Raw genomic sequence first — 19,036 nt, forward strand, 5'->3', positions numbered from 1 at the left:
CGCGAGATGCGATACCGCCCCACGTCGTGCGGTGGATGTCGCCCTCGACCCGGCGCGAGACGATCTCGCCGTCGCCGTTGTGGCGCTCGGCGAACGTGATCAGATGGGAGATCAGCAACGGCTGATCCTGCATGAGGCCTTGGAGCATGAAGATTTCCGGAGGTGACTGGTTGGGGCAAAAGAGTGCTTTCGTGCTCAGCCTTCGATTGCGATCTTGCGCTCGTCAATGAGCTTCTTCCAGGTTGCGCCTTCGGTGGCAATGGTGCGGCGCACATCGGCACCGGCTGGTGCGACGGTCTGGCCCAGCGCTTCGAGCCGACCGGCGACGCCGGGCGCCGCGAGCACGTCGGCCAGTGCCTTGCGGATCGTTGCGGCGACGGGCTCCGGCAGGCCCGCGGGGCCCATCAGCGCGAACCAGCCGGGCGCGTCGAAGCCGGGCACGCCGGACTCCGCGATGGTCGGTGCATGGGGCAGCGAGGGCATGCGCGTGAGTGAGCTCACGCCCAGCGCCTTGAGCTTGCCGCTGTCGATGAACGGACCGGTGGCCGATGCGGTGAGGAAGGCGAACTGGACATCTCCCGCCAGCAGCGCTGTGACCGCCGGCGCGCCGCCGCGGTATGGCACGTGCACGGCGAACGTGCCGGTGCGCGACTTGAACAGCTCGGCCACCAGGTGGCCGACGCTGCCCGAGCCGCCGGAGGCATAGCTCAACTTGCCCGGCGTCCTGCGCATCAGGGCGAGCAGCTCCTGCACGGTGGCGACACCGGCTGAGCGCGGCGCCACCAGCACCTGCGGCATCTGCGACACCATCGCGACCGGCGCGAAGCTGGCGAGCGGGTCGTAGCCGGCCCTGCGCAGCGCCGGCACGATGGTCAGCGGTGCGTTGTCGAGCAGGCCCAGCGTATAGCCGTCGGGCGCGGCGCGCATCACCTCGGCGGCGCCGATGGCGCCGCTGGCCCCGGGCTTGTAGTCGATCACGATCGGCTGGCCGAGCAGCCTGCCGAGTGGGGTCAACACTTCCCGTGCGGTCACGTCGGCGGCACCGCCAGGCGTATAGCCGAGCAGCACGCGCAAGGGCCGGGCGGGCCAGGCCGCGGCCTGTGCGCGGGTACCCAGCAACGCCAGAGCCGCGCCGCCGAGGCCGGCGCCCAAGGCCCTGCGGCGTGCCGGATTCAGAAGGTTGGAGTTCATGGCCGGTGCTACTGGACGTTCTTCAGCGCGAACTCGTTCAGATGGCCGGAGGGCAATGCATCGATGCCTGGATCGGCCGGCAGCTCGACATCGAACCAGCGCTTGAGCACGCCCGAGATCAGTTCGTAGCAAGCGCCGATGCGCACCACTTCCATGGTGTCGAAATTGATCAGCGTGCCGGCCCGCCTGTAGGTGTGATAGCGGCGCAGGCCATAGTCGATCGTGATGTCGGCGATCTGCTTGAGTTCGTCGGGAATCTCCTCGACGGAGAATCGCGTGCCGGTCCCCGTGAGGTTGGCCGACGAGCCGAACAGCGGCACCACTTCTTCGCGGCTGAGACGGGTCAGCTCCTTGTGGAACGGGCCGGCGTTGAGCAGCATGCCGATCGTGCCGACCGCGGTGCTGGCCCTGAGCGCGTCTTCGTCGAGCTTGCGCAGCAGCGGATGGTCGGGCCTGAAGCTGCCGATCACGCCGAGCGGAAGGTCGTGGTCGACCACCAGCGCCTCGACCATCTCCTGCGCGCGCGGGCTGAGCGTGTGCAGCTCGCGCTGCGTGACCAGGTCGCCCGCCATGGCGTTGCGCTTGTGGCTGCCGCGGCGCTTGGTGTCGTAGATTTTCTTCAGCGGGTCCATCGACGCGCCGCAGCAGGCGTAGCCGGTGTCGTTCGGCACGATGGCGATGCCGCCGCGCTTGATCACGTCGATGGTGCGGCGGGCGTCGCCGGTGATGTCGAGTCTGCTCATGTCATCTCCTGGTTGTGTGGGAAGTTCGGTCGGCAATGCGCGGGGGCAAGCGCCATGCCCATGGCCTGCGCCTGCTCGGCATCGAAATGTCGGCAGTCGTCGCCGTAGTGCTGGCCGTAGGTGCCGCCGCGCACCACGCCCGGGTCGACCGATTCGTAGAAGCCGCCCCAGCCGGCCGGCAGGCGCGGCGAATCGGGCGTCGCGAGCCACAGGCGGAACAGGAGGCGCTTCTTCTCCGGCGCATTTGCGTCGTGGAATTCGGTGCGCGAATGCAGCGCGGTGAAATTGCTGAGGATCTGCAGGTCGCCCGGTTCCAGCCGCATCGAGTACATGAATTCGGGCCGGCGCACGATGGCGTCGAGCAGGTCCATCGCCTCGCGCTGCGCCGCGGTGAGGCCCGGTGCACCGGGCAACTTCTCCCCTTGCTCGACGCGGTTGCGCACCCACATGCAGAACACGTCGTTGCCCAGCTCGCCGTACACAGGCATCAGGCGAAACGGCGGCAGGCCCTCGGCCTGTTCGCCCTGGCAGCTGAAGGGCAGCGGCTCGCGCAGCACCCCGGCCAGGTCAGGCCGCTCGGCGAGCAACTGACGCCAGGCCGCGATGGCGCTGGCGCACATGCTGTCGCCGCCGACCGGTGCCTGGTTGTAGCAACTGAGCAGCACCATGTCGGCGCCGTCGACGTGGAAGTCGAGCTCGGCATTGGACGAGTAGCCGCGCCCGGTCGGGCTGCGGTAGACGGTGCCGACGTCCTGCACGCGGTTGATGTAGCGCGTCATCCTGTCTTGCGGGCGGGCCACGCCGAAGTGCAGGCCCACGCCCCAGGTCAGCAGCTCGAACTCTTCGGACGTGACGCCCTCGCGCGGAAAGCCCTTGACCAGCGCGACGCCCAGGCCATGCTGGACTTCGTCGATCGCACGGCGGATCCTGCCGAGCGCCGCGGCGCCGAAAGGGAAGTCGCTGCGGCGGTAGGCCAGCAGCGGCCGGCCCGGGCGATGCGCCGCGCGCAGCACCTGCAGCAGGTCGGCGCGCTCGGCGTCGTCGAAGCGCAGCGTCCAGCGCGCCATGTCGCGCTTCAGGTCGGTGGCGCGCCAGGCTGCGGCATCGCGGCCGGTGGCAGTGCGTGCGGGGACGGCGGTCATGGGTTCAAACTCCTTGGAACATCGGCTGGGCGGGCGTCACTCGAGCGGGAAGCGCTTCACCTGCGCCTCGACGCGCCTGGCCTCGCGTTGCACCATGGCCGTGAATTCGGCGGGCGTGTTGCCGACCGGCTCGGCGCCGATCGTGGACAGCGACTTGCGCACCTCCTCGCTCTTGACCGCTTCGCGCACTGCGGCGGCGATGCCCTGCTGGATCCCGGCCGGCGTGCCCTTGGGCGCGAAGAGGCCGTACCAGGTGGTTGCGTCGAAGCTCGCAAAGCCGGCTTCGATCGCTGTCGGCACATCGGGCAGCGCGGCCGAACGCCTGTCACCCATCGTCATCACGACCCTGAGCGCGCCGGTCTTGACGAAGGGCATCACCGCAGTGCTGCCGGCGATGGCAAACGAGATGTTGTTGGCTACCAGGTCGGTGATCATCTGGCCGCCGCCCTTGTAGTTGGCGACCACCAGCGACGGCAGCGCGTTCTCTTCGCCCAGCATGCGCGCCTGCAGCCGGGCCATGTTCTCGGTGGTGCCGACCGAACACGTCGTGGCGGCGCGCCGGCAGTAGCGAACCAGTTGCTCCATCGACTTGACGGGCAGCGCCGCGTTGACCGTCACCACGCCGGGCAGGGCGGAGAAGGCCGACACCGGCGCCAGTTGCGCCAGCGGGTCGACGCCCTTGAAGGTCGGCAGATGCCTGATCAACGTCAGCGACGGCAACTGCACCAGCAAGGTCAGGCCGTTCGGCTTTGCTTCGATCACCTTGCGCGTGCCGATCAGGCCGTCGGCGCCGGGTACGTTCTCGACGATCACCGGTTGACCCCAGATCTGCTGCAGCTCCTTTGCCACGACACGCGTCTGTGCATCGGTGCCGCCGCCGGGGCTGTAGGGCACCACCAGCGTCACGGGGTGGTCGGGTCTCCAATCGGCCGCCATGGCTGCGGCAGGCAGGCAGGCGGCCAGGGCGAACGCGGCGACGGCGCGGCGCCGCAACGGGCTCGTGGGCTTGAAAGTGGGCATCGTCTTGTCTCCGTGGTGTGTCTTTGTGGCTGTCGGGTCAAGCTGCGGCGCGGCGGGCCGGCCGCTGGCACATGCGCATCGGCCGCTCAGCCGACGGCGGGCGCGGCGCCCGGCCAGGCCCACGGCCGGCGCCTGCGGTCGGCTCGCTGCCACTCGCGGATCAGCACGTCGTCCTTCAGCGTGATGCCGATGTCGTCCAGGCCGTGCAGCAGGCCTTCCCGACGCAGCGGGTCGACTTCGAAGCCCGACGCGGTTGCATGCGGCGCGATCAGCTTGCGCTTCGCCAGGTCGACCGTCATCGGCGCGCCGCCGGCGCAGGCCGCCGCGAGGGGCTCGATCTCGGCGGCCGGCAGGCGGATCGGCAGCACGCCGTTCTGGAAGCAGTTGCTGTAGAAGATGTCCCCGAAGCTCGGCGCGATCACGCAGCGAATGCCGATGCCCTGCAGCGCCCACACCGCGCCCTCGCGCGATGAACCGCAGCCGAAGTTGTCGCCGGCCAGCAGGATCGGGGCGCCGCGGAACGCTGGCTGGTTCAGGACGAAGTCCGGGTCTTCGCTGCCGTCTTCGCGGTAGCGCAACGCCTCCAGCGCGTACGGGCCGAGCTCGCCGCGGTCGAACGTGGTCAGCCGTTCGATGCGGATGATGAGGTCGGTGTCGATGTTGGCGCGCGACAGGTACGGCGCCGCGCCGGTGACGATGGTGAAGGGTTGCATCGGCATGCTCAGGCCTGCGCAAGATCGGTGATGACGCCGGCGATGGCGGCGGCGGCGGCCATCGCCGGGCTCGCGAGATGGGTACGTGCGCCCGGTCCCTGCCGTCCCACGAAGTTGCGGTTCGAAGTCGATACCGAGCGTTGCTGCGGCGGCACCTGCTCGCCGTTGGCTGCCACGCACATGCTGCAGCCCGGCTCGCGCCACGCGAAGCCCGCGGCCTTGAAGATTTCGTGCAGGCCTTCGGCTTCGGCGGCGCGCTTGACGTTTTCCGATCCGGGCACGACCCACGCCGTGACGCCGGCCGCGACATGCTTGCCCCGCGCAACCGCGGCCGCGGCGCGCAGGTCGGTGATGCGCGAGTTGGCGCAGGAGCCGATGAAGACCCAGTCGACCGGCGTGCCTGCGATCGCCTGGCCTGCCTGCAAACCCATGTAGTCGAGGGCGGCGGCCAGCGTGTCGCGCTGCGCCGCGTCTGGCGCATCGCGCGGATCGGGCACGCGGCTGTCGATCGCGATCGCGTGCTCGGGGCTGGTGCCCCAGGTGATGGTCGGGCGCACGGCCGAGGCGTCGAAGATTTCCTCGCGATCGAAGCGCGCGCCGGCCTCGGTCGGCAGTTCGCGCCACTGCGCGACGGCCGCCTCGAAAGCCTCGCCCTGAGGTGCGAACACACGGCCGCGCAGGTAGTCGAACGTGTGCTGGTCGGGCGCCACCATGCCGAAGCGCGCACCGAGTTCGACCGACAGGTTGCAGAGGGTCAGCCGGCCTTCGACGTCCATCGCCTCGATCGCCGGGCCGGCAAATTCGATCGCATGCGCGACGCCCGCTGCGGCGCCAAGCTTGCCGATGATGTGCAGCGCCAGGTCCTTGGCGGTGACGCCGCGGCACAAGGCGCCTTCGCAGCGGATGCGCATCTGCCTGGGCTTTTGCTGGCGCAAGGTCTGCGTTGCCAGCGCATGCGTGCTCTCGGACGAGCCGACGCCGAACGCCATCGCGCCGAGGCCGCCGTTGGTGCAGGTGTGGCTGTCGCCGCAGATCACCGTGAGGCCGGGAAGCACGATGCCGAGCTCGGGGCCCATCACGTGCACGATGCCCTGGCCCGGCTGGCCAAGATCGAACAGGCGCACGCCGGCCGAACGGGTGCGCTCGCGCAGCGCGGTCCACAGCTTGCCGCCGGGCGCGTAGGTCAGGCCGTTGCGACCGGGTTGGCTCGACATCGAATGGTCGGGCGTCGCGAACGCGAGGTCAGGATCGTGCAGCGCCAGGCCACGGCCGGTGACCTCGGCCAGCGCGGGAGGGCCCGACAGGTCGTGCAGCAGATGGCGGTCGATGTGCAGCAGCGCCCATCCATCGCCCAGGTCACGGATGACATGGGCGTCCCACAGCTTGTCGAAGAGCGTTCGTGCAGTCATTGCCCGTTCATCTTTCTTCCATGCCGGAGCCCGCGTTGAAACGCATGCGCAGTGCGTCCCATTCGTCGGCGCCGAACCGGCGGAAAGTCTGCGCCACGTTCTGCGTCACCTCGGGGGGCTTGTGCGTGGCCTTCAGCTGGGCCAGCGCGGCGTCACCGGCCTGGATGGCGGCGGCCAGCATCAGCCCAGGCAGGATCGCGAGCTTGTACCCCATCGCCTCGGCTTCGCGCAGATCGAAGATCGGCGTGCGGCCGCCAGGCACCACGTTCAGCAGGCACGGGCCACGTACATTCTTCGGCACGGCGGCGGCTTCTTCGAGCGTCTGCGTGGCCTCGACGAAGACCATGTCGGCACCGGCATCCAGGGCCGCATTGCCGCGCCAGATCGCTTCGTCCATGCCCATCTTGGCACGCGCATCGGTGCGGGCGATGATGAGGAATTCCTTCGTGCGGCGCGCCTCGGCCGCGGCGCGGATCTTGGAGACGAAATCCTCGCGTGACACCACCTCCTTGCCGTCGAGATGGCCACAGCGCTTGGGCGCGACCTGGTCCTCGATGTGGATGGCGGCAACGCCACGCTGTTCATATTCGCGCACCGTGCGCGTCACGTTCAGCTCGTTGCCGTAGCCGGTATCGGCGTCGGCGATCAGCGGCACATGGATGGCGCGGGCCATTGCCGCCGCGTTCATGACCATCTCGCCCATGTCGAGCAGGCCGAAGTCGGGATAGCCGCGCGCCGCCGAGGTGCCGGCGCCGGTCATGTAGACCGCGCTGAAGCCGGCCTGTTCGATCAAGCGCGCGCCGATGCCGTCGTAGGCGCCGGGAGCAATCACCATGCCGGGCGCTGCGAGCTGCTCGAGGAGGGAGGGAGTCGTCATGGGGGAAAGAGCCTTTCGTAATCTCGCCGGCGGATGGCGTCGGATGCCAATGCATAAGTTGTATTAAGAATATCACAACATAACAACAAGTCAACAGGCTATCCTTCGCCTCATGAACACGTCGACCGCCATCGCTTCCCCTTTGAACGGTGCAAGAGGCACCGCCCTGCATCGCCAGGTCTTCCTGGTGCTGCGCGACGAGATCTCGCGCGGGCTCTTTCCCGACGGCCTGCTGCCGAACGAAGAGGCGCTGTGCGAGCGCTTTGGCGTGTCGCGCATCACGGTGCGCAGGGCACTGGCCGATCTGGCGGCGCTGGGTGTGGTCGAGCGTCGACATGGGCGCGGCACGTTCGTGCTGGGCCCTCCCGCGCAGGCGCGTCCGGCGCCCAGCCTCAGCGTGATTGACAGCCTGCGCCAGACTGCGACCGAGACGGTGGTGCAGGTTCTACAGGTCGAGCAGGCCGTGCCGCCTCGCGACGTCGGTCTCTTGCTGCAGTTGCCGGCGGGCGAAAAAGCGACGCACGCACTGCGGCTGCGCATCAACCGCAAGGGCGAGCCGGCCATGTTGACCGAAGCCTGGGTGCCGGCGCATCTTGGCAGGCGCGTCACCGAGGCGGCCCTCAAGAAGAAGGCGCTCTACGAAATCCTGATGGCGCAGGGTGTTCAGTTCGGCCGCGTGGTGCAGGAAATCAGCGCGACCGTCGGCGACCCGAAGCGCGCCGGCCTGTTGCGCACTGAGGTCGGCGCGCCGATCCTGAAGCTGGTGCGGCTGATGCACGACATGGATGAACGCCCGGTGCAGCATCTCACCGCGTACATGGCCGCCGACCGCGCCAGCGTGCTGATGGAGATCGCGGGCGCTTCCGTCAACACACTGACCGCGGGGCAGATCGTCCTCGACGGACCGGCCTAGACCCCGGGACGCGAAGGCGGCGGAACCGGAGGCCCGGCCGGGCTTGCTTCCTTTCCTGGCCGCGATTCTGGGCCATTCAGGCGTTGGGCACGGGGACGAACCAGGTATTCAGTGCGTGGTCCAGGCTCTCCGGTGTGGTGCTGCAGCCCAGCCGTGCCGCGTACCCGTCGGGCCTGATCAACACGGCCGTGGGGCGGAGACCTGGCCGAGCGCAGGCAGCTCCCATGGACCATCGCATGTGCAGTGAACCTGCTTCACGCGGCCGGACCACGGCGCGATGCCGGAGCGGCCTGATGCGCGAGGTCCAAGAGCACGGGCCGCGCATCGCGCAGGAGCGCAGACACGCGCATGGGACCTCCGGACGTGCGCAGCACGCGGGCCGCCACCGGATGCCGCGCGGCGTGACAGATGCCCGAGCAGGTTTTTGCGGCGGTGCACGCTTCATCACCTGGGCCAGCTTCCAGCCCAGGTCCACTGCCGGGCCGGCGTCGCGCAATCAGGAGCGCGCGCGGCCGCCGGACATGTCGAAGACGGCACCGGTGTTGAAGCGGCTGGCCTCGGTGCACAGCCACGCGACCAGGTGGGCCACCTCGTCGCGCTGGCCCAGACGGCGCAGGGGGCTGTCCTGGATCATGCGATCGACGACTTCCGGGCCGAGGTCGCGGATCATGTCGGTATCGATGGGGCCGGGTGCCACGCAATTGACAAAGACGTTTTCGCTGGCGATCTCGCGGCCCAAGGCCTTGGTGAGGGCGATGATGCCGGCACTGGCCGCCGAGTAGGCGGTGATGCCCGGCAGTCCTTCCCTGCCAGCCAGCGAGCCGAGGTTGACGATGCGTCCCGAGCGCTGCTGCAGCATGCGGGGGAGCACGGCCTGCGTGACCTGCATCGTGCCAGCGAGGTTCACGTCGATGATGCGCTGCCAGTCGCCGGGGTCGTGGTCCTTGAAGCTCGTTGCGCGGCCGAGATAGCCCGCGCAGTTGACGAGGATGTCGATGCGCTGCGCGTCCCCGAGCTCGGCCAGGCCACGCCGGATGTCGTCGGATCGCGTGATGTCGACAAGAGCGGATCGCGCGCCGGGTACCTCTGCGCGATCCGCGTCCCAGATGCAGACGCCGCACCCGTTGGCGAGAAAGAGTTCTGCAATGGCTCTTCCAATGCTCTTGGCCCCGCCCGTCACAATGGCGAACTTGCCAGCGAGATCGTATGTGTTGCTCATCGGGAGCCTCTCGTACGGCGCCTGTTGCGTCGCGTGACAGACCGGGCGATCCGAATGCCAGCCTTGCCCTTCTTTTATAGCGGCGCGCCGAACGCCGGGCAAGCCGGTCCGCACGACGTGCCTCATCGCGAACTATCCGGTCCTCAAAGGTCCGGCGAGCTTGTAGGTGCTGAGGATGACGCCGGACGGCATCGCCCTCGTGGCGGCGAGTTCGAAGGACCGCGGCGGGGTTCCCTCCGCAAAGAAGCGCTTCCCCGTGCCCAGCAGGACCGGATAGACGATCAGCAGAACCTCATCCACAAGCGCGTGTTCGAGGAGCGCCGAAGTCAGCGTCGAGCTGCCCGAGAGGATGAGGTCCGGCCCGCCATGCGACTTGATGCGGCGAACGCCTTCGACGATGTCCGTTCCGAGCTCCTCGAACGGCCCCCATTCAAGGCTTTCCGGACGGTGGGTGGCGACGTATTTCGTGGCCGCATTGAGGGCATCCGCCATCGGGCTGCGCGGGGCCTTGGGCCAGAAGGCCGACCAGATGTCGTAGGTGCGGCGGCCAAGCAGCAGGTCGAAGCTCTCGCCATACGCGGCGAGGATCGCATCCCTGCCAGCGGGGGTGCGGTAGGGCGCGGTCCAGTCGCTGTAGGGGAAATCGTCCCCGTCGCGGGAGTGCTGGATCACGCCGTCCAGCGAGATGTGTTCCATGATTCGCAGCTTTCTCATGCGAGTCTCCGTGCAGCGCGATCGCCTGGGGCGACGCAGGGCTCAGGACGCTGCCTTGCAGCCTTCGGGTTTGAACACCCGCGTCGCCGAACCCGGGTACTTCCCGAGCTTGGCGGCCGGCCGCGAGGGGCGCGGCAGCAATTCTCCGCCGCAATTGGGACAGCTCCCGGCGAGTCGCCGGTCGGCGCAGTCGCTGCAGAACGTGCATTCGAAGGAGCAGATGCGGGCATCGGCCGAGTCCGGCGGCAGGTCTCGGTCGCAGCACTCGCACCCGGGGCGCATTTGGAGCATGGGAACCTCGAAAGAGCTTGGGCGGTGGAGCTTAAACGAAGGTGGACCGGCCGGTGACGGCGAGCCTCGGCGCCTGTCGGCCGCTATATTCTCCCTTCAGAGTTGTTCTGTACAACAAAGCAAGAGGAGCCCGTGTCTTGAAGCCATCTCCCAAAAAGCAGGCCGGCCTGGATTTCCCCAGGCCGCTGGTCACCGTCGACGTGGTCATCTTCACCGTGCTGGAGGATGCGCTGAAGGTCGTGCTGGTACGCCGCCCGGACGCCGCCGACGATCCTTATCCGGGGCGCTGGGCGCTTCCTGGAGGCTTCATCGACATCGGAAAGGATGCCAGCCTGCTCGACTGCGCGCTGCGCAAGCTGCGGGAGAAGACTGGTGTGGCCGCACCGTATCTCGAGCAGCTGGGCAGCTGGGGCGACGCGCACCGCGATCCGCGGGGCTGGTCGGCCACGCATGCGTTCTTCGCGCTGATGCCGGCCCAGGCGCTCGTGCCCGGCAAGGGTGCGGATGCCGCGCAGGCCGAATGGATGGACGCCGCAGCAGCGAGCCGCAAGCGGCTGGCGTTCGATCATGCGGGGATCCTGGCCAGCGCCGTGGCGCGGCTGCGCAGCAAGGTGGAATACACCTCGCTGCCGGCCTTCCTGCTCAACGAGCCCTTCACGCTGCCGCAGCTGCAGCACACCTACGAGGTCGTGCTCGGCCGCGCGGTCGACAAGAGCGCCTTCCGCAAGCGGATGCTCGATGGCGGCTTCATGGAGGAAGCCGGCACGGTGGAGGGCACCACCGGCCGGCCGGCCATGGGCTACCGGCTGCGCGACCGGTCGCAGGCCGCCCTGTTTCCCCGCACCTTCAGCCCGCGCGACATGGAGCAGCCGGACGCTTGACTTTTCTCTTCATAGTTGTACAGTGCAACCAATGAGAGTTGTACAGTACAACTAAAAAGAGGACGCCATGAAGCAGAACATCCATTTCCTCGTGATCGATCCGCAGAACGATTTCTGCGACCTGCCGGCCGACTGGCTCGGGACCGACCCCGCCACGGGTGCGCCGCTGCGGCCGGCGCTGCCCGTGGCGGGGGCCCACGCCGACATGCTGAGGCTGGCCGGCCTCATCCGGGAAGGGGCGGGCGGCATTGCCGGCATCACCGTCACGCTCGATTCGCACCACAGGTTCGACATCGCGCACCCCACGTTCTGGCAGGCGCGCGGCGGCGGCGCGGTGGCACCCTTCACCCCGATCACGGCTGCGCAGGTCCGCGCCGGCGACTGTCTGCCTCGCGACGCCGCGGCCCTGCCGCGCGCGCTGGCCTACCTCGACGAGCTCGAGCGCAGGGGCCGCTACACGCTGATGGTGTGGCCGGTGCACTGCGAGATCGGCAGCTGGGGCCACAACGTGCATGCCGCCGTCAAGGCCGCCTACAACGCATGGGAAGACGCACAGGCCGGCCTGGTGGAAAAGATCGCCAAGGGCAGCAATCCCTGGACCGAGCACTACAGCGCCATCCAGGCCGAGGTGCCGGATGCGGACGATCCCGACACCGCGCTCAACATGCGGCTGGTCGCGTCGCTCGACCGCGCCGACCTGATCGTCATCGCGGGCGAAGCCAGCAGCCACTGCGTGAAGGCCACCACGGAGCACATCGCCGCCAACCTGCCGTCGGGCAGGCCCGCCAAGCTGGTGCTGGTCACCGACTGCATGAGCCCGGTGACCGGCTTCGAGGCCCAGCACCAAGCCTTCCTGAGCGGCATGGCCGCGCGCGGCGTGCAGCTGCGCACCAGCGCCGAGGTACTCGCACTGCTGGCGGCCAATGCCTGACGCGAACCTGCCCAAGGAGCACACCATGCGACCGATCATCCAGAGCCTGCTGGACACCGACCTGTACAAGTTCACGATGTGGCAGGCCATGCTGCACAGCCACCCGCAGACGCAGGCCGAGTACCGCTTCGTGTGCCGCAACCAGCCGGCCTATCCGCTGGCCGAGCTGTTGGCGGACGTCAACGAGCAGCTCGACCATCTCTGCTCGCTGCGTTTCGCGCCTGGCGAACTCGCCTACCTGCGCGGCCTGCGCTACATCAAGAGCGACTTCGTCGACTTCCTGCGCATCTTCAGTTTCCAGCGCGAGTTCATCACCGCTGCGGCCGAGGGCGATGCGCTGCGCATCCGTGCGGTCGGCCCGCAGGTGCACACGATGGCGTTCGAGATCTTCGTGCTCGCCATCGTCAACGAGCTGTATTTCCGCCGCTTCGATGCGAAGTCCGCGCTGGCCGAGGGCCGCCAGCGCCTGCAGGCCAAGATCGAACTGCTGCGCAGTTTCGCGGATGAGCCGGCGGCGCGGCATCCCTTCGAATTCTTCGACTTCGGCGTGCGCCGCCGCTTCTCGCGCGACTGGCAGCGCGAAGTGGTCGGCACGCTCAAGCGCGAGGTGCCGATGTACTTCAAGGGCACTTCCAACGTGCTGCTGGCCAAGGAGCTGGAGCTGGTGCCCATCGGCACCATGGCACACGAGTACCTGCAGACCTACCAGGCGCTCGGCGTGCGGCTGCGCGACTTCCAGAACGCCGCGCTGGAAGGCTGGGTGCAGGAATACCGCGGCGACCTGGGCGTGGCGCTGACCGACGTGGTCGGCATGGATGCCTTCCTGGCCGACTTCGACCTGTACTTCGCCAAGCTGTTCGACGGCCTCCGGCACGACTCGGGCGATCCGGTCGCCTGGGGCGAGAAGGCGCTGGCGCACTACGCCAGGCTGCGCATCGATGCGCACACCAAGCGGCTGGTGTTCTCCGACGGGCTCGACCTGCCAACGGCGATCCGGCTGTACCGCACCTTCGCCGACCGCACCCAGACCGGCTTCGGCATCGGCACCCACCTGAGCAACGACGTCGGCCTCACGCCGCTGAACATCGTGATGAAGCTCACGGGTTGCAACGGCCAGCCGGTGGCCAAGCTGTCGGACAGCCCGGGCAAGACGCTGTGCGAAGACCAGACCTTCCTGGCCTACCTGCGCCAGGTCTTTCAGATCGGGGGGTGAGGCCATGCTCCGCATCACTGTCGCGCAGCTCAACCCCACCATCGGTGACCTGGCCGGCAACGCCGCGCGGATGATCGAGGCCGCGCGCCAGGCCGCGGCCGCGCAGGCCGACCTGGTGGTCTTCTCCGAGCTGTCGCTCACGGCCTACTACCCGGCCGACCTGCTGGAGGAAGAGGGCTTCATGGAGCGCGTGGACGACGCGTTCGGGCAGCTGCTCTCGGCGTCGCGCGAGATGCCGGCGCTGCACTGGGCGGTCGGCCTGCCGGCGCGGCGCGAAGGCGCGGGCAAGAAGCTCCGCAATGTGCTGCGCGTCATCTGCGCGGGCGAGGTGCGGCTCGAATACGCCAAGCAGCTGCTGCCGACCTACAACGTCTTCGACGAGCGCCGACACTTCGAGCCGGGCCCCGACGTGGCGCGCGTGCTGCGCATCCGCGACACGCGCGTGGGATTCCTGATCTGCGAGGACGGCTGGAACGACGAGGGCGAGGACTATCTCGTCAATCCCTTCGACCGCATGCGCGATGCCGCGCCCGACCTCGTGGTGTCGATCAACGCGAGTCCGTCGAACATCGGCAAGCGCGAGCAGCGGCACCGCATCTTCGGTGCGGCCAGCCGCCGCAACGGCCTGCCCATCCTCTACGTCAACCAGATGGGCGGGCACGACCAGCTGGTGTATGACGGAGCCTCGTTCGCGGTCGAGCCGCAGGCCGGCGTGGTGTACGAGGCGCGCCGCTTCGCGCAGGACGTATGCACCTTGCGCTTCGGCGACGGCCGCTTCCTCACCCCGGCCGGCGAGGCGCCGCCACGCGTGCCGCCGCAAGGCCTGCCGACGCTGGAGTTCTACCGCCAGCAGATCGTGGTGGGCCTGCGCGACTATGCGCGGCGCTGCGGCTTCCGGCAGGCGGTGGTCGGCTCGTCCGGCGGCATCGACTCGGCGCTGACGCTCGCGCTGGCGGTCGAGGCACTGGGCGCGCAGAACGTCGTGGCCGTCACGATGCCATCGCGCTTTTCCTCGGCGGGGTCGGTGGACGATTCCGAGACGCTGTGCCGCAACCTCGGCGTGCCGCTCAAGGCGCATGCCATCGCGGACATCGTCGCGCAGTTCGAGCGAGGCTTCGAGGCGGCCTTCGGCCAAGGCCTCGAGGGCGTGGCACTCGAGAATCTGCAGGCGCGCGTGCGCGGCACGATTCTCATGGGCCACTCCAACAGCTTCGGCCACCTGCTGCTGACCACGGGCAACAAGTCCGAGATCTCGGTCGGCTACTGCACGCTGTATGGCGACACCAACGGCGGCCTGGGCCTGATCGGCGACCTCTACAAGACCGAGGTCTTCGCACTGTCGCGCCACTTGAATGCGCAGGCCGGACGCGAGCTCATCCCGCAGGCCATCCTCGACAAGGAACCCTCCGCCGAGCTCGCGCCGGGGCAGAAGGATGCCGACAGCCTGCCGCCGTACGAAGTGCTCGACGAAATTCTCAAGCTGCTGATCGAGGGCAGGCGGCTCGCGGGAGATGAGTACGAGCAGGCGCGCACCTTCGTCGACCGGCTGCGCGCCACGCCCGAGGGCGCGGCGCTGGTCGAGCGCATCCGCGGCATGGTGGCGCGCAACGAGTACAAGCGGCGGCAGTCGCCGCCCATCGTGCGGGTCCGGCCGCGGGCCTTCGGCTCCGGCCGCCAGATGCCGATCGCTGCCCGCTGGAACTGAGGACGATGAGATGACAAGCACGAACAAGGCGCCCGATGTCGCCGTCTACATCGGACGCTTCCAGATCTTCCACAATGCCCAGCTGGCGCTGCTGCGCCGCGCACTCGCGGCCGCGCCCGAGTGCGTGGTGGTGCTCGGCTCGGCCTTCCAGGCGCGCACGCCGCGCAATCCCTTCACCTGGCAGGAGCGCGCCGAGATGATCCGCGCCGCGCTGCCGGAAGCCGACCGCCAGCGGCTGAAGTTCCTGCCCGTGCGCGACCACTACGACCCCGCGCGGTGGGTGGCGGCGGTGAAGGAGGGCGTGGCCCGGCTGCATCCGGGCCAGCCTTCGGTGGTGCTGGTGGGGCACCTGAAGGACGCGACCAGCAGCTACCTGCGCGACTTCCCCGGCTGGGCGCTCGACGACGCCGGCCGCCGCGGCGACATCCACGCGGGCGCGCTGCGCGATGCCTACTTCGGGGCCGCCCGCGACGGCTCGCTGGAGCCGGCCCTCGCAGCGCTCGTCGGCCAGGCGCCGGACAGCACGCTGCAGTTCCTGCGCGCCTGGGCCAGCCTGCCGCCTTATGCCGTGCTGGCGCAGGAATGGGAGAGCCTGCGCTGCGAAAAGGCGCTGTGGTCCGGCTCGCCGTACCCGCCGGTCTTCGTCACGGTCGATGCGGTCGTCCAGTGCGGGCGCCAGGTGCTGCTGATCCGGCGCGGCCGCTCGCCCGGCAAGGGCCTGTTCGCGCTGCCGGGCGGCTTCATCGAGCCGCGCGAGACCGTATGGCAGTCGGCCCTGCGCGAGCTGGCCGAGGAAACCGGGCTGCGGCTGCTGGACAGCGACATCGAAGCCGCCTTCAAGGCGGTGCAGGTGTTCGACCATCCCGACCGCAGCCAGCGCGGCCGCGTCATCACCCATGCGCACAGGTTCGACCTGGGCCCGCGCCGCCCGCCCGAGCTGACCGCCGGCGACGACGCCTCGGACGCCCGGTGGGTGCCCATCGACGAACTGGCCGGCATGGAGGACCAGTTCCATGACGACCACTTCCACATCCTCGACTTCTTCTTCGGATTGACCGCGGATGGCGCGCAAGGCGGTGCTGCATGAACGACCGCGAGCGATACCGCGGCTGCCTCCTCGGGCTCGCCTGCGGCGATGCAGTGGGCACGACCGTCGAGTTCATGCCGCGGGGAACCTTCGAGCCCGTCACGGGAATGGCTGGCGGCGGCCCTTTCCGGCTGCAGCCGGGCGAGTGGACCGACGACACCTCCATGGCGCTGTGTCTGGCGACCAGTCTCGTCTGGCGGAGCGGCTTCGATCCCGTCGACCAGATGAACCGCTACTGCAACTGGCGCAGCGTCGGCTACCTGAGCAGCAACGGCGAATGTTTCGACATCGGCATCACGGTGGCCACGGCGCTGGACCGCTACCTTGTGACCCGCGATCCGTTCGCTGGCGACCCCGATCCCAGGACGGCTGGCAACGGCGCACTGATGCGGCTCGCGCCGGTCCCGATGTACTTCCGCGCCAGCGCGGACCAGACCTTCCGGTTTGCCGGCGAAAGCACGCGAACGACACATGGTGCCCGCGAAGCCATCGATTGCTCGCGGCTCTTTGCGCTGCAGCTGCGGGCAGCGTTGATGGGCGCAAGCAAGGAGCGCATTCTCGCGACCACGGTTACCGAACCCCTGTCCGACAAGGTCGCAGCCATCGCGTCGGGCAGCTACCTTGGCAAGCCGCGCGAGGCCATCAAGGGATCGGGATACTGCGTCGATTCGCTCGAGGCGGCCCTTTGGTGCTTCTTTGTCACCGGTTCGTTCGAGGAAGCCGTGCTGGCAGCGGCCAACCTGGGAGACGATGCCGACACCACGGCCGCGATTTGCGGGCAACTGGCAGGTGCGCACTACGGCGCGTCGTCCATTCCGGCAGTCTGGCTCGGACGATTGGCCATGCGCGGCGACATCGAAAGTCTCGCCGATCAACTGCTGGAATGCGCCGAGCCGTCCTGAGCGCCCCGCAGGCCACTGTCTGCATTCACATGCACTGAAGTGCGCGTCGCCGGGCGTCCTCCGGCGGTCCGCCCGCACTCGAAATCCCCGCTTTTCACTTCGTGTGGTTTCCCCCAGCGCGGAAAGACACTGTGAAGATGCACCATCGTGCAGCCCTGGCGCGCCATGGCCCGGTGGATGAATCTTCATCTGCAGTTTATTTCCTCTCTGGAGACGACGAATGGCCATTCCAAGATCCGGCGCCGCGAGCGCCGCCTTGTTCTGCTGCGTTGCAGCACTCCTCACGGCCTGCGGCGGCAGTGGCGGCTCCCGCGGCTTTCCCATCGTGAGCACTCCGCCGGACACCGGCGCACCGCCGGCGCAGAAGCTGGCCTGCGACGACAGCATGAAGACCCGCTTCGCGCCCGACACCTCGACCACGGTCCTGTTGGTCAAGGCCTTCAGGAAAGGGGACGCGCTGCTGCTCACAGGCACCGCGTCGCCGAGCACGCCGGTGGCGCAGAACGACCTGTGCTTCGTCAAGCTCAATGTCGGCCCCGGCAACCCGGGCGTGGCCAGCGCGCCGTCCACCTCGCCGGGCATCGGCATCGAGATCTGGCTGCCCACGCCGGCCAACTGGAACAGGCGCATCCACGTCAAGGGCGGCGGCGGCTGGGCCGGCGGCACCCAGGGCACCCTCACCGGCATCACGCCGATCTCCGGCAGCGCGGGGTCGGCCAGCGACACCGCGGGCGTGGAGGGCGCGGTTTCCGCCACCACCGACACCGGCCATGCCATCAGCAACGGCTCGTTCGCGATGAACCCCGACGGCACCATCAACACGGTCCTGTGGAAGGATTTCTCGGAGCGCGGCATCCACGAGATGGCCGTCAAGACCAAGGCGCTGGCCAAGGCCTACTACGGCGAAGACGCGAAGTACGCCTACTGGAACGGCTTCTCCACCGGAGGACGGCAGGGCCTCAAGGAGGCCCAGGCCAACCCCGCCGACTTCGACGGCATCCTGGCCGGTGCGCCCGCCAACAACTGGACCAAGTTCATCACCACCGAGCTCTATCCGCAGATCGTCGTGCAGCGCGACCTGGGCGGCGTGGCGATCACTGCGGCCCAGCACACGACGGTCTCGAACGCCGCGATCAACGCCTGCGACATGGTCGGCGGCGTTCACCTCGGCTACGTGCCGGACCCGTCCGCCTGCCGCTACGACCCGACCACCGACGCGTCCGTGATCTGCACCGCCGATGGCGGCACCAACGCCACCGCGGACTGCGTGACACCGGCCCAGGCGCTCGCGTTCAACAAGTTCTGGTACGGCCAGACGGCCGACGGCTCGGTGCCGAACCCCGCGGCCGACAACGGCTTCGCGGCCGCCACCGCGCCTGCGCAGAAGTGGTACGGACTGGCGCGCGGCGCCAGCCTCATGGGCCTGGCCGGCGCCGCGCCGTTTCCCATCTCCAGCGACATGGTGGCGCTCGAGCTGCAGGATCCGACGATCGCGACGCCCAGCTTCCTCAACGCCACGGGCAATGGCGCCGACGGCTGGAAATCGCTCACGTATCCGCAGCTCGCCAATGCATGGGACCGCGGCGTGGCGCTGCAAGGCGCGTTCGCCAACATCAACACCGACAGCGCCGACCTGAGCGCGTTCCGCGACCGCAAGGGCAAGCTGATCTCCTACCACGGGCTCGCCGACACGCTGATCCCGCCGCAAGGCACGATCAACTACTACAGCCGCGTCGCCGCGCAGATGGGCGGCGTCGCGGCCACGCAGGGCTTCTATCGGCTCTACCTCGTTCCCGGCATGGGCCACGGCTTCAGCAACGGCACGTCGAACGCCAATGCGAATCCGCCGCTGCCGACCAACGCGCAGCTCTACGAACTGCTGACCGCCTGGGTGGAAAAGGGCGTCGAGCCGCCGGCGCGCGTGGAGGTGGCGACGGTGGCCAGTGCCAGCTTTCCGGCCGTGAAGTCGCGGCCGCTGTGCCTTCATCCGCTGAAGGCGAGCTACACCTCGGGCGACCCCAACCTGGCCGCGAGCTATACCTGTTCCTGAGTTGCGCCGTCTCCCCCGGGGCGTTGCGGTTAGCA

The 19,036-nt window shown here is 68.7% G+C and carries 18 protein-coding genes; 8 read left to right on the forward strand and 10 right to left on the reverse strand.

What is annotated here, in order from left to right:
• Nucleotides 1–195: 195 nt before the first annotated feature.
• The 7 genes from FB547_RS32455 to FB547_RS32485 form a co-directional block, all read right to left on the reverse strand.
• A complete protein-coding gene (locus FB547_RS32455; protein ID WP_145747703.1) occupies nt 196–1,191 on the reverse strand; it encodes a Bug family tripartite tricarboxylate transporter substrate binding protein in 996 nt (331 codons plus the stop codon).
• A gap of 8 nt (nt 1,192–1,199) precedes the next feature.
• Complete coding sequence (locus tag FB547_RS32460; RefSeq protein ID WP_145747704.1) at nt 1,200–1,934, reverse strand: Sua5/YciO/YrdC/YwlC family protein; 735 nt, start codon at nt 1,932–1,934, stop codon at nt 1,200–1,202.
• Nucleotides 1,931–3,076 carry a TauD/TfdA family dioxygenase gene (locus FB547_RS32465; RefSeq protein ID WP_145747705.1) on the reverse strand — a complete coding sequence of 382 codons (1,146 nt, stop codon included), beginning with the start codon at nt 3,074–3,076 and terminating at the stop codon, nt 1,931–1,933. Before FB547_RS32465 ends, FB547_RS32460 begins: the two co-directional genes overlap by 4 nt.
• Before the next feature lie 36 nt (nt 3,077–3,112).
• The gene (locus tag FB547_RS32470; protein WP_145747706.1) at nt 3,113–4,096 is read right to left on the reverse strand and encodes a tripartite tricarboxylate transporter substrate binding protein; all 984 of its coding nucleotides are present in this window, start codon (nt 4,094–4,096) and stop codon (nt 3,113–3,115) included.
• Between the two features lie 86 nt (nt 4,097–4,182).
• Nucleotides 4,183–4,809: a 3-isopropylmalate dehydratase small subunit gene (gene leuD / locus FB547_RS32475; RefSeq protein WP_145747727.1), complete on the reverse strand. Its 627-nt coding sequence runs from the start codon at nt 4,807–4,809 to the stop codon at nt 4,183–4,185.
• A gap of 8 nt (nt 4,810–4,817) precedes the next feature.
• The gene (gene leuC, locus FB547_RS32480) at nt 4,818–6,218 is read right to left on the reverse strand and encodes a 3-isopropylmalate dehydratase large subunit (RefSeq protein WP_145747707.1); all 1,401 of its coding nucleotides are present in this window, start codon (nt 6,216–6,218) and stop codon (nt 4,818–4,820) included.
• A gap of 7 nt (nt 6,219–6,225) precedes the next feature.
• Nucleotides 6,226–7,095: an oxaloacetate decarboxylase gene (locus FB547_RS32485; RefSeq protein ID WP_145747708.1), complete on the reverse strand. Its 870-nt coding sequence runs from the start codon at nt 7,093–7,095 to the stop codon at nt 6,226–6,228.
• Nucleotides 7,096–7,207: 112 nt separating this feature from the next.
• Here FB547_RS32485 and FB547_RS32490 point away from each other — a divergent pair, with 112 nt between their 5' ends.
• Nucleotides 7,208–8,008, forward strand: a complete 801-nt coding sequence (locus FB547_RS32490) for a GntR family transcriptional regulator (RefSeq protein WP_145747709.1) — start codon at nt 7,208–7,210, stop codon at nt 8,006–8,008.
• Nucleotides 8,009–8,504: 496 nt separating this feature from the next.
• Here the strand turns inward: FB547_RS32490 and FB547_RS32495 are convergent, their stop codons facing one another.
• The 3 genes from FB547_RS32495 to FB547_RS32505 form a co-directional block, all read right to left on the reverse strand.
• Nucleotides 8,505–9,227, reverse strand: coding sequence for an SDR family NAD(P)-dependent oxidoreductase (locus tag FB547_RS32495; RefSeq protein ID WP_145747710.1), 723 nt, complete (start codon nt 9,225–9,227; stop codon nt 8,505–8,507).
• Between the two features lie 132 nt (nt 9,228–9,359).
• Nucleotides 9,360–9,941, reverse strand: coding sequence for a dihydrofolate reductase family protein (locus tag FB547_RS32500; protein WP_145747711.1), 582 nt, complete (start codon nt 9,939–9,941; stop codon nt 9,360–9,362).
• A 42-nt stretch (nt 9,942–9,983) separates the two neighbouring features.
• Entirely contained in the window at nt 9,984–10,232 is a 249-nt protein-coding gene (locus tag FB547_RS32505) for a DUF1272 domain-containing protein (RefSeq protein WP_145747712.1), read from the reverse strand.
• Nucleotides 10,233–10,369: 137 nt separating this feature from the next.
• Here FB547_RS32505 and FB547_RS32510 point away from each other — a divergent pair, with 137 nt between their 5' ends.
• The 7 genes from FB547_RS32510 (at nt 10,370) to FB547_RS32540 (ending at nt 19,001) form a co-directional block, all read left to right on the forward strand.
• On the forward strand, nt 10,370–11,113 hold the full coding sequence (locus FB547_RS32510) for an NUDIX hydrolase (protein WP_145747713.1): 744 nt from the start codon (nt 10,370–10,372) through the stop codon (nt 11,111–11,113).
• 67 nt (nt 11,114–11,180) lie between these two features.
• The gene (locus tag FB547_RS32515; RefSeq protein ID WP_145747714.1) at nt 11,181–12,044 is read left to right on the forward strand and encodes a cysteine hydrolase; all 864 of its coding nucleotides are present in this window, start codon (nt 11,181–11,183) and stop codon (nt 12,042–12,044) included.
• Between the two features lie 25 nt (nt 12,045–12,069).
• The gene (pncB, locus tag FB547_RS32520) at nt 12,070–13,257 is read left to right on the forward strand and encodes a nicotinate phosphoribosyltransferase (RefSeq protein WP_145747715.1); all 1,188 of its coding nucleotides are present in this window, start codon (nt 12,070–12,072) and stop codon (nt 13,255–13,257) included.
• A 4-nt stretch (nt 13,258–13,261) separates the two neighbouring features.
• On the forward strand, nt 13,262–14,962 hold the full coding sequence (locus FB547_RS32525) for an NAD+ synthase (RefSeq protein WP_145747716.1): 1,701 nt from the start codon (nt 13,262–13,264) through the stop codon (nt 14,960–14,962).
• Between the two features lie 10 nt (nt 14,963–14,972).
• Complete coding sequence (locus FB547_RS32530; RefSeq protein WP_145747717.1) at nt 14,973–16,049, forward strand: NUDIX domain-containing protein; 1,077 nt, start codon at nt 14,973–14,975, stop codon at nt 16,047–16,049.
• Complete coding sequence (locus tag FB547_RS32535) at nt 16,046–16,951, forward strand: ADP-ribosylglycohydrolase family protein (RefSeq protein WP_145747718.1); 906 nt, start codon at nt 16,046–16,048, stop codon at nt 16,949–16,951. The genes FB547_RS32530 and FB547_RS32535 overlap by 4 nt, the downstream gene beginning before the upstream one ends.
• A gap of 220 nt (nt 16,952–17,171) precedes the next feature.
• The gene (locus FB547_RS32540) at nt 17,172–19,001 is read left to right on the forward strand and encodes a tannase/feruloyl esterase family alpha/beta hydrolase (RefSeq protein ID WP_145747719.1); all 1,830 of its coding nucleotides are present in this window, start codon (nt 17,172–17,174) and stop codon (nt 18,999–19,001) included.
• Nucleotides 19,002–19,036: the final 35 nt, after the last annotated feature.

Source organism: Variovorax beijingensis, assembly GCF_007828835.1.
GTDB classification, from domain to species: domain Bacteria; phylum Pseudomonadota; class Gammaproteobacteria; order Burkholderiales; family Burkholderiaceae_C; genus Variovorax; species Variovorax beijingensis_A.

Excerpts from the sequence above, each read along its gene's own strand:
- FB547_RS32455 (WP_145747703.1), bottom strand. The coding sequence starts at position 1,191 with ATGAACTCCAACCTTCTGAATCCGGCACGCCGCAGGGCCTTGGGCGCC.
- FB547_RS32460 (WP_145747704.1), bottom strand. The coding sequence starts at position 1,934 with ATGAGCAGACTCGACATCACCGGCGACGCCCGCCGCACCATCGACGTG.
- FB547_RS32465 (WP_145747705.1), bottom strand. The coding sequence starts at position 3,076 with ATGACCGCCGTCCCCGCACGCACTGCCACCGGCCGCGATGCCGCAGCC.
- FB547_RS32470 (WP_145747706.1), bottom strand. The coding sequence starts at position 4,096 with ATGCCCACTTTCAAGCCCACGAGCCCGTTGCGGCGCCGCGCCGTCGCC.
- leuD (WP_145747727.1), bottom strand. The coding sequence starts at position 4,809 with ATGCAACCCTTCACCATCGTCACCGGCGCGGCGCCGTACCTGTCGCGC.
- leuC (WP_145747707.1), bottom strand. The coding sequence starts at position 6,218 with ATGACTGCACGAACGCTCTTCGACAAGCTGTGGGACGCCCATGTCATC.
- FB547_RS32485 (WP_145747708.1), bottom strand. The coding sequence starts at position 7,095 with ATGACGACTCCCTCCCTCCTCGAGCAGCTCGCAGCGCCCGGCATGGTG.
- FB547_RS32490 (WP_145747709.1), top strand. The coding sequence starts at position 7,208 with ATGAACACGTCGACCGCCATCGCTTCCCCTTTGAACGGTGCAAGAGGC.
- FB547_RS32495 (WP_145747710.1), bottom strand. The coding sequence starts at position 9,227 with ATGAGCAACACATACGATCTCGCTGGCAAGTTCGCCATTGTGACGGGC.
- FB547_RS32500 (WP_145747711.1), bottom strand. The coding sequence starts at position 9,941 with ATGAGAAAGCTGCGAATCATGGAACACATCTCGCTGGACGGCGTGATC.
- FB547_RS32505 (WP_145747712.1), bottom strand. The coding sequence starts at position 10,232 with ATGCTCCAAATGCGCCCCGGGTGCGAGTGCTGCGACCGAGACCTGCCG.
- FB547_RS32515 (WP_145747714.1), top strand. The coding sequence starts at position 11,181 with ATGAAGCAGAACATCCATTTCCTCGTGATCGATCCGCAGAACGATTTC.
- pncB (WP_145747715.1), top strand. The coding sequence starts at position 12,070 with ATGCGACCGATCATCCAGAGCCTGCTGGACACCGACCTGTACAAGTTC.
- FB547_RS32525 (WP_145747716.1), top strand. The coding sequence starts at position 13,262 with ATGCTCCGCATCACTGTCGCGCAGCTCAACCCCACCATCGGTGACCTG.
- FB547_RS32530 (WP_145747717.1), top strand. The coding sequence starts at position 14,973 with ATGACAAGCACGAACAAGGCGCCCGATGTCGCCGTCTACATCGGACGC.
- FB547_RS32535 (WP_145747718.1), top strand. The coding sequence starts at position 16,046 with ATGAACGACCGCGAGCGATACCGCGGCTGCCTCCTCGGGCTCGCCTGC.
- FB547_RS32540 (WP_145747719.1), top strand. The coding sequence starts at position 17,172 with ATGGCCATTCCAAGATCCGGCGCCGCGAGCGCCGCCTTGTTCTGCTGC.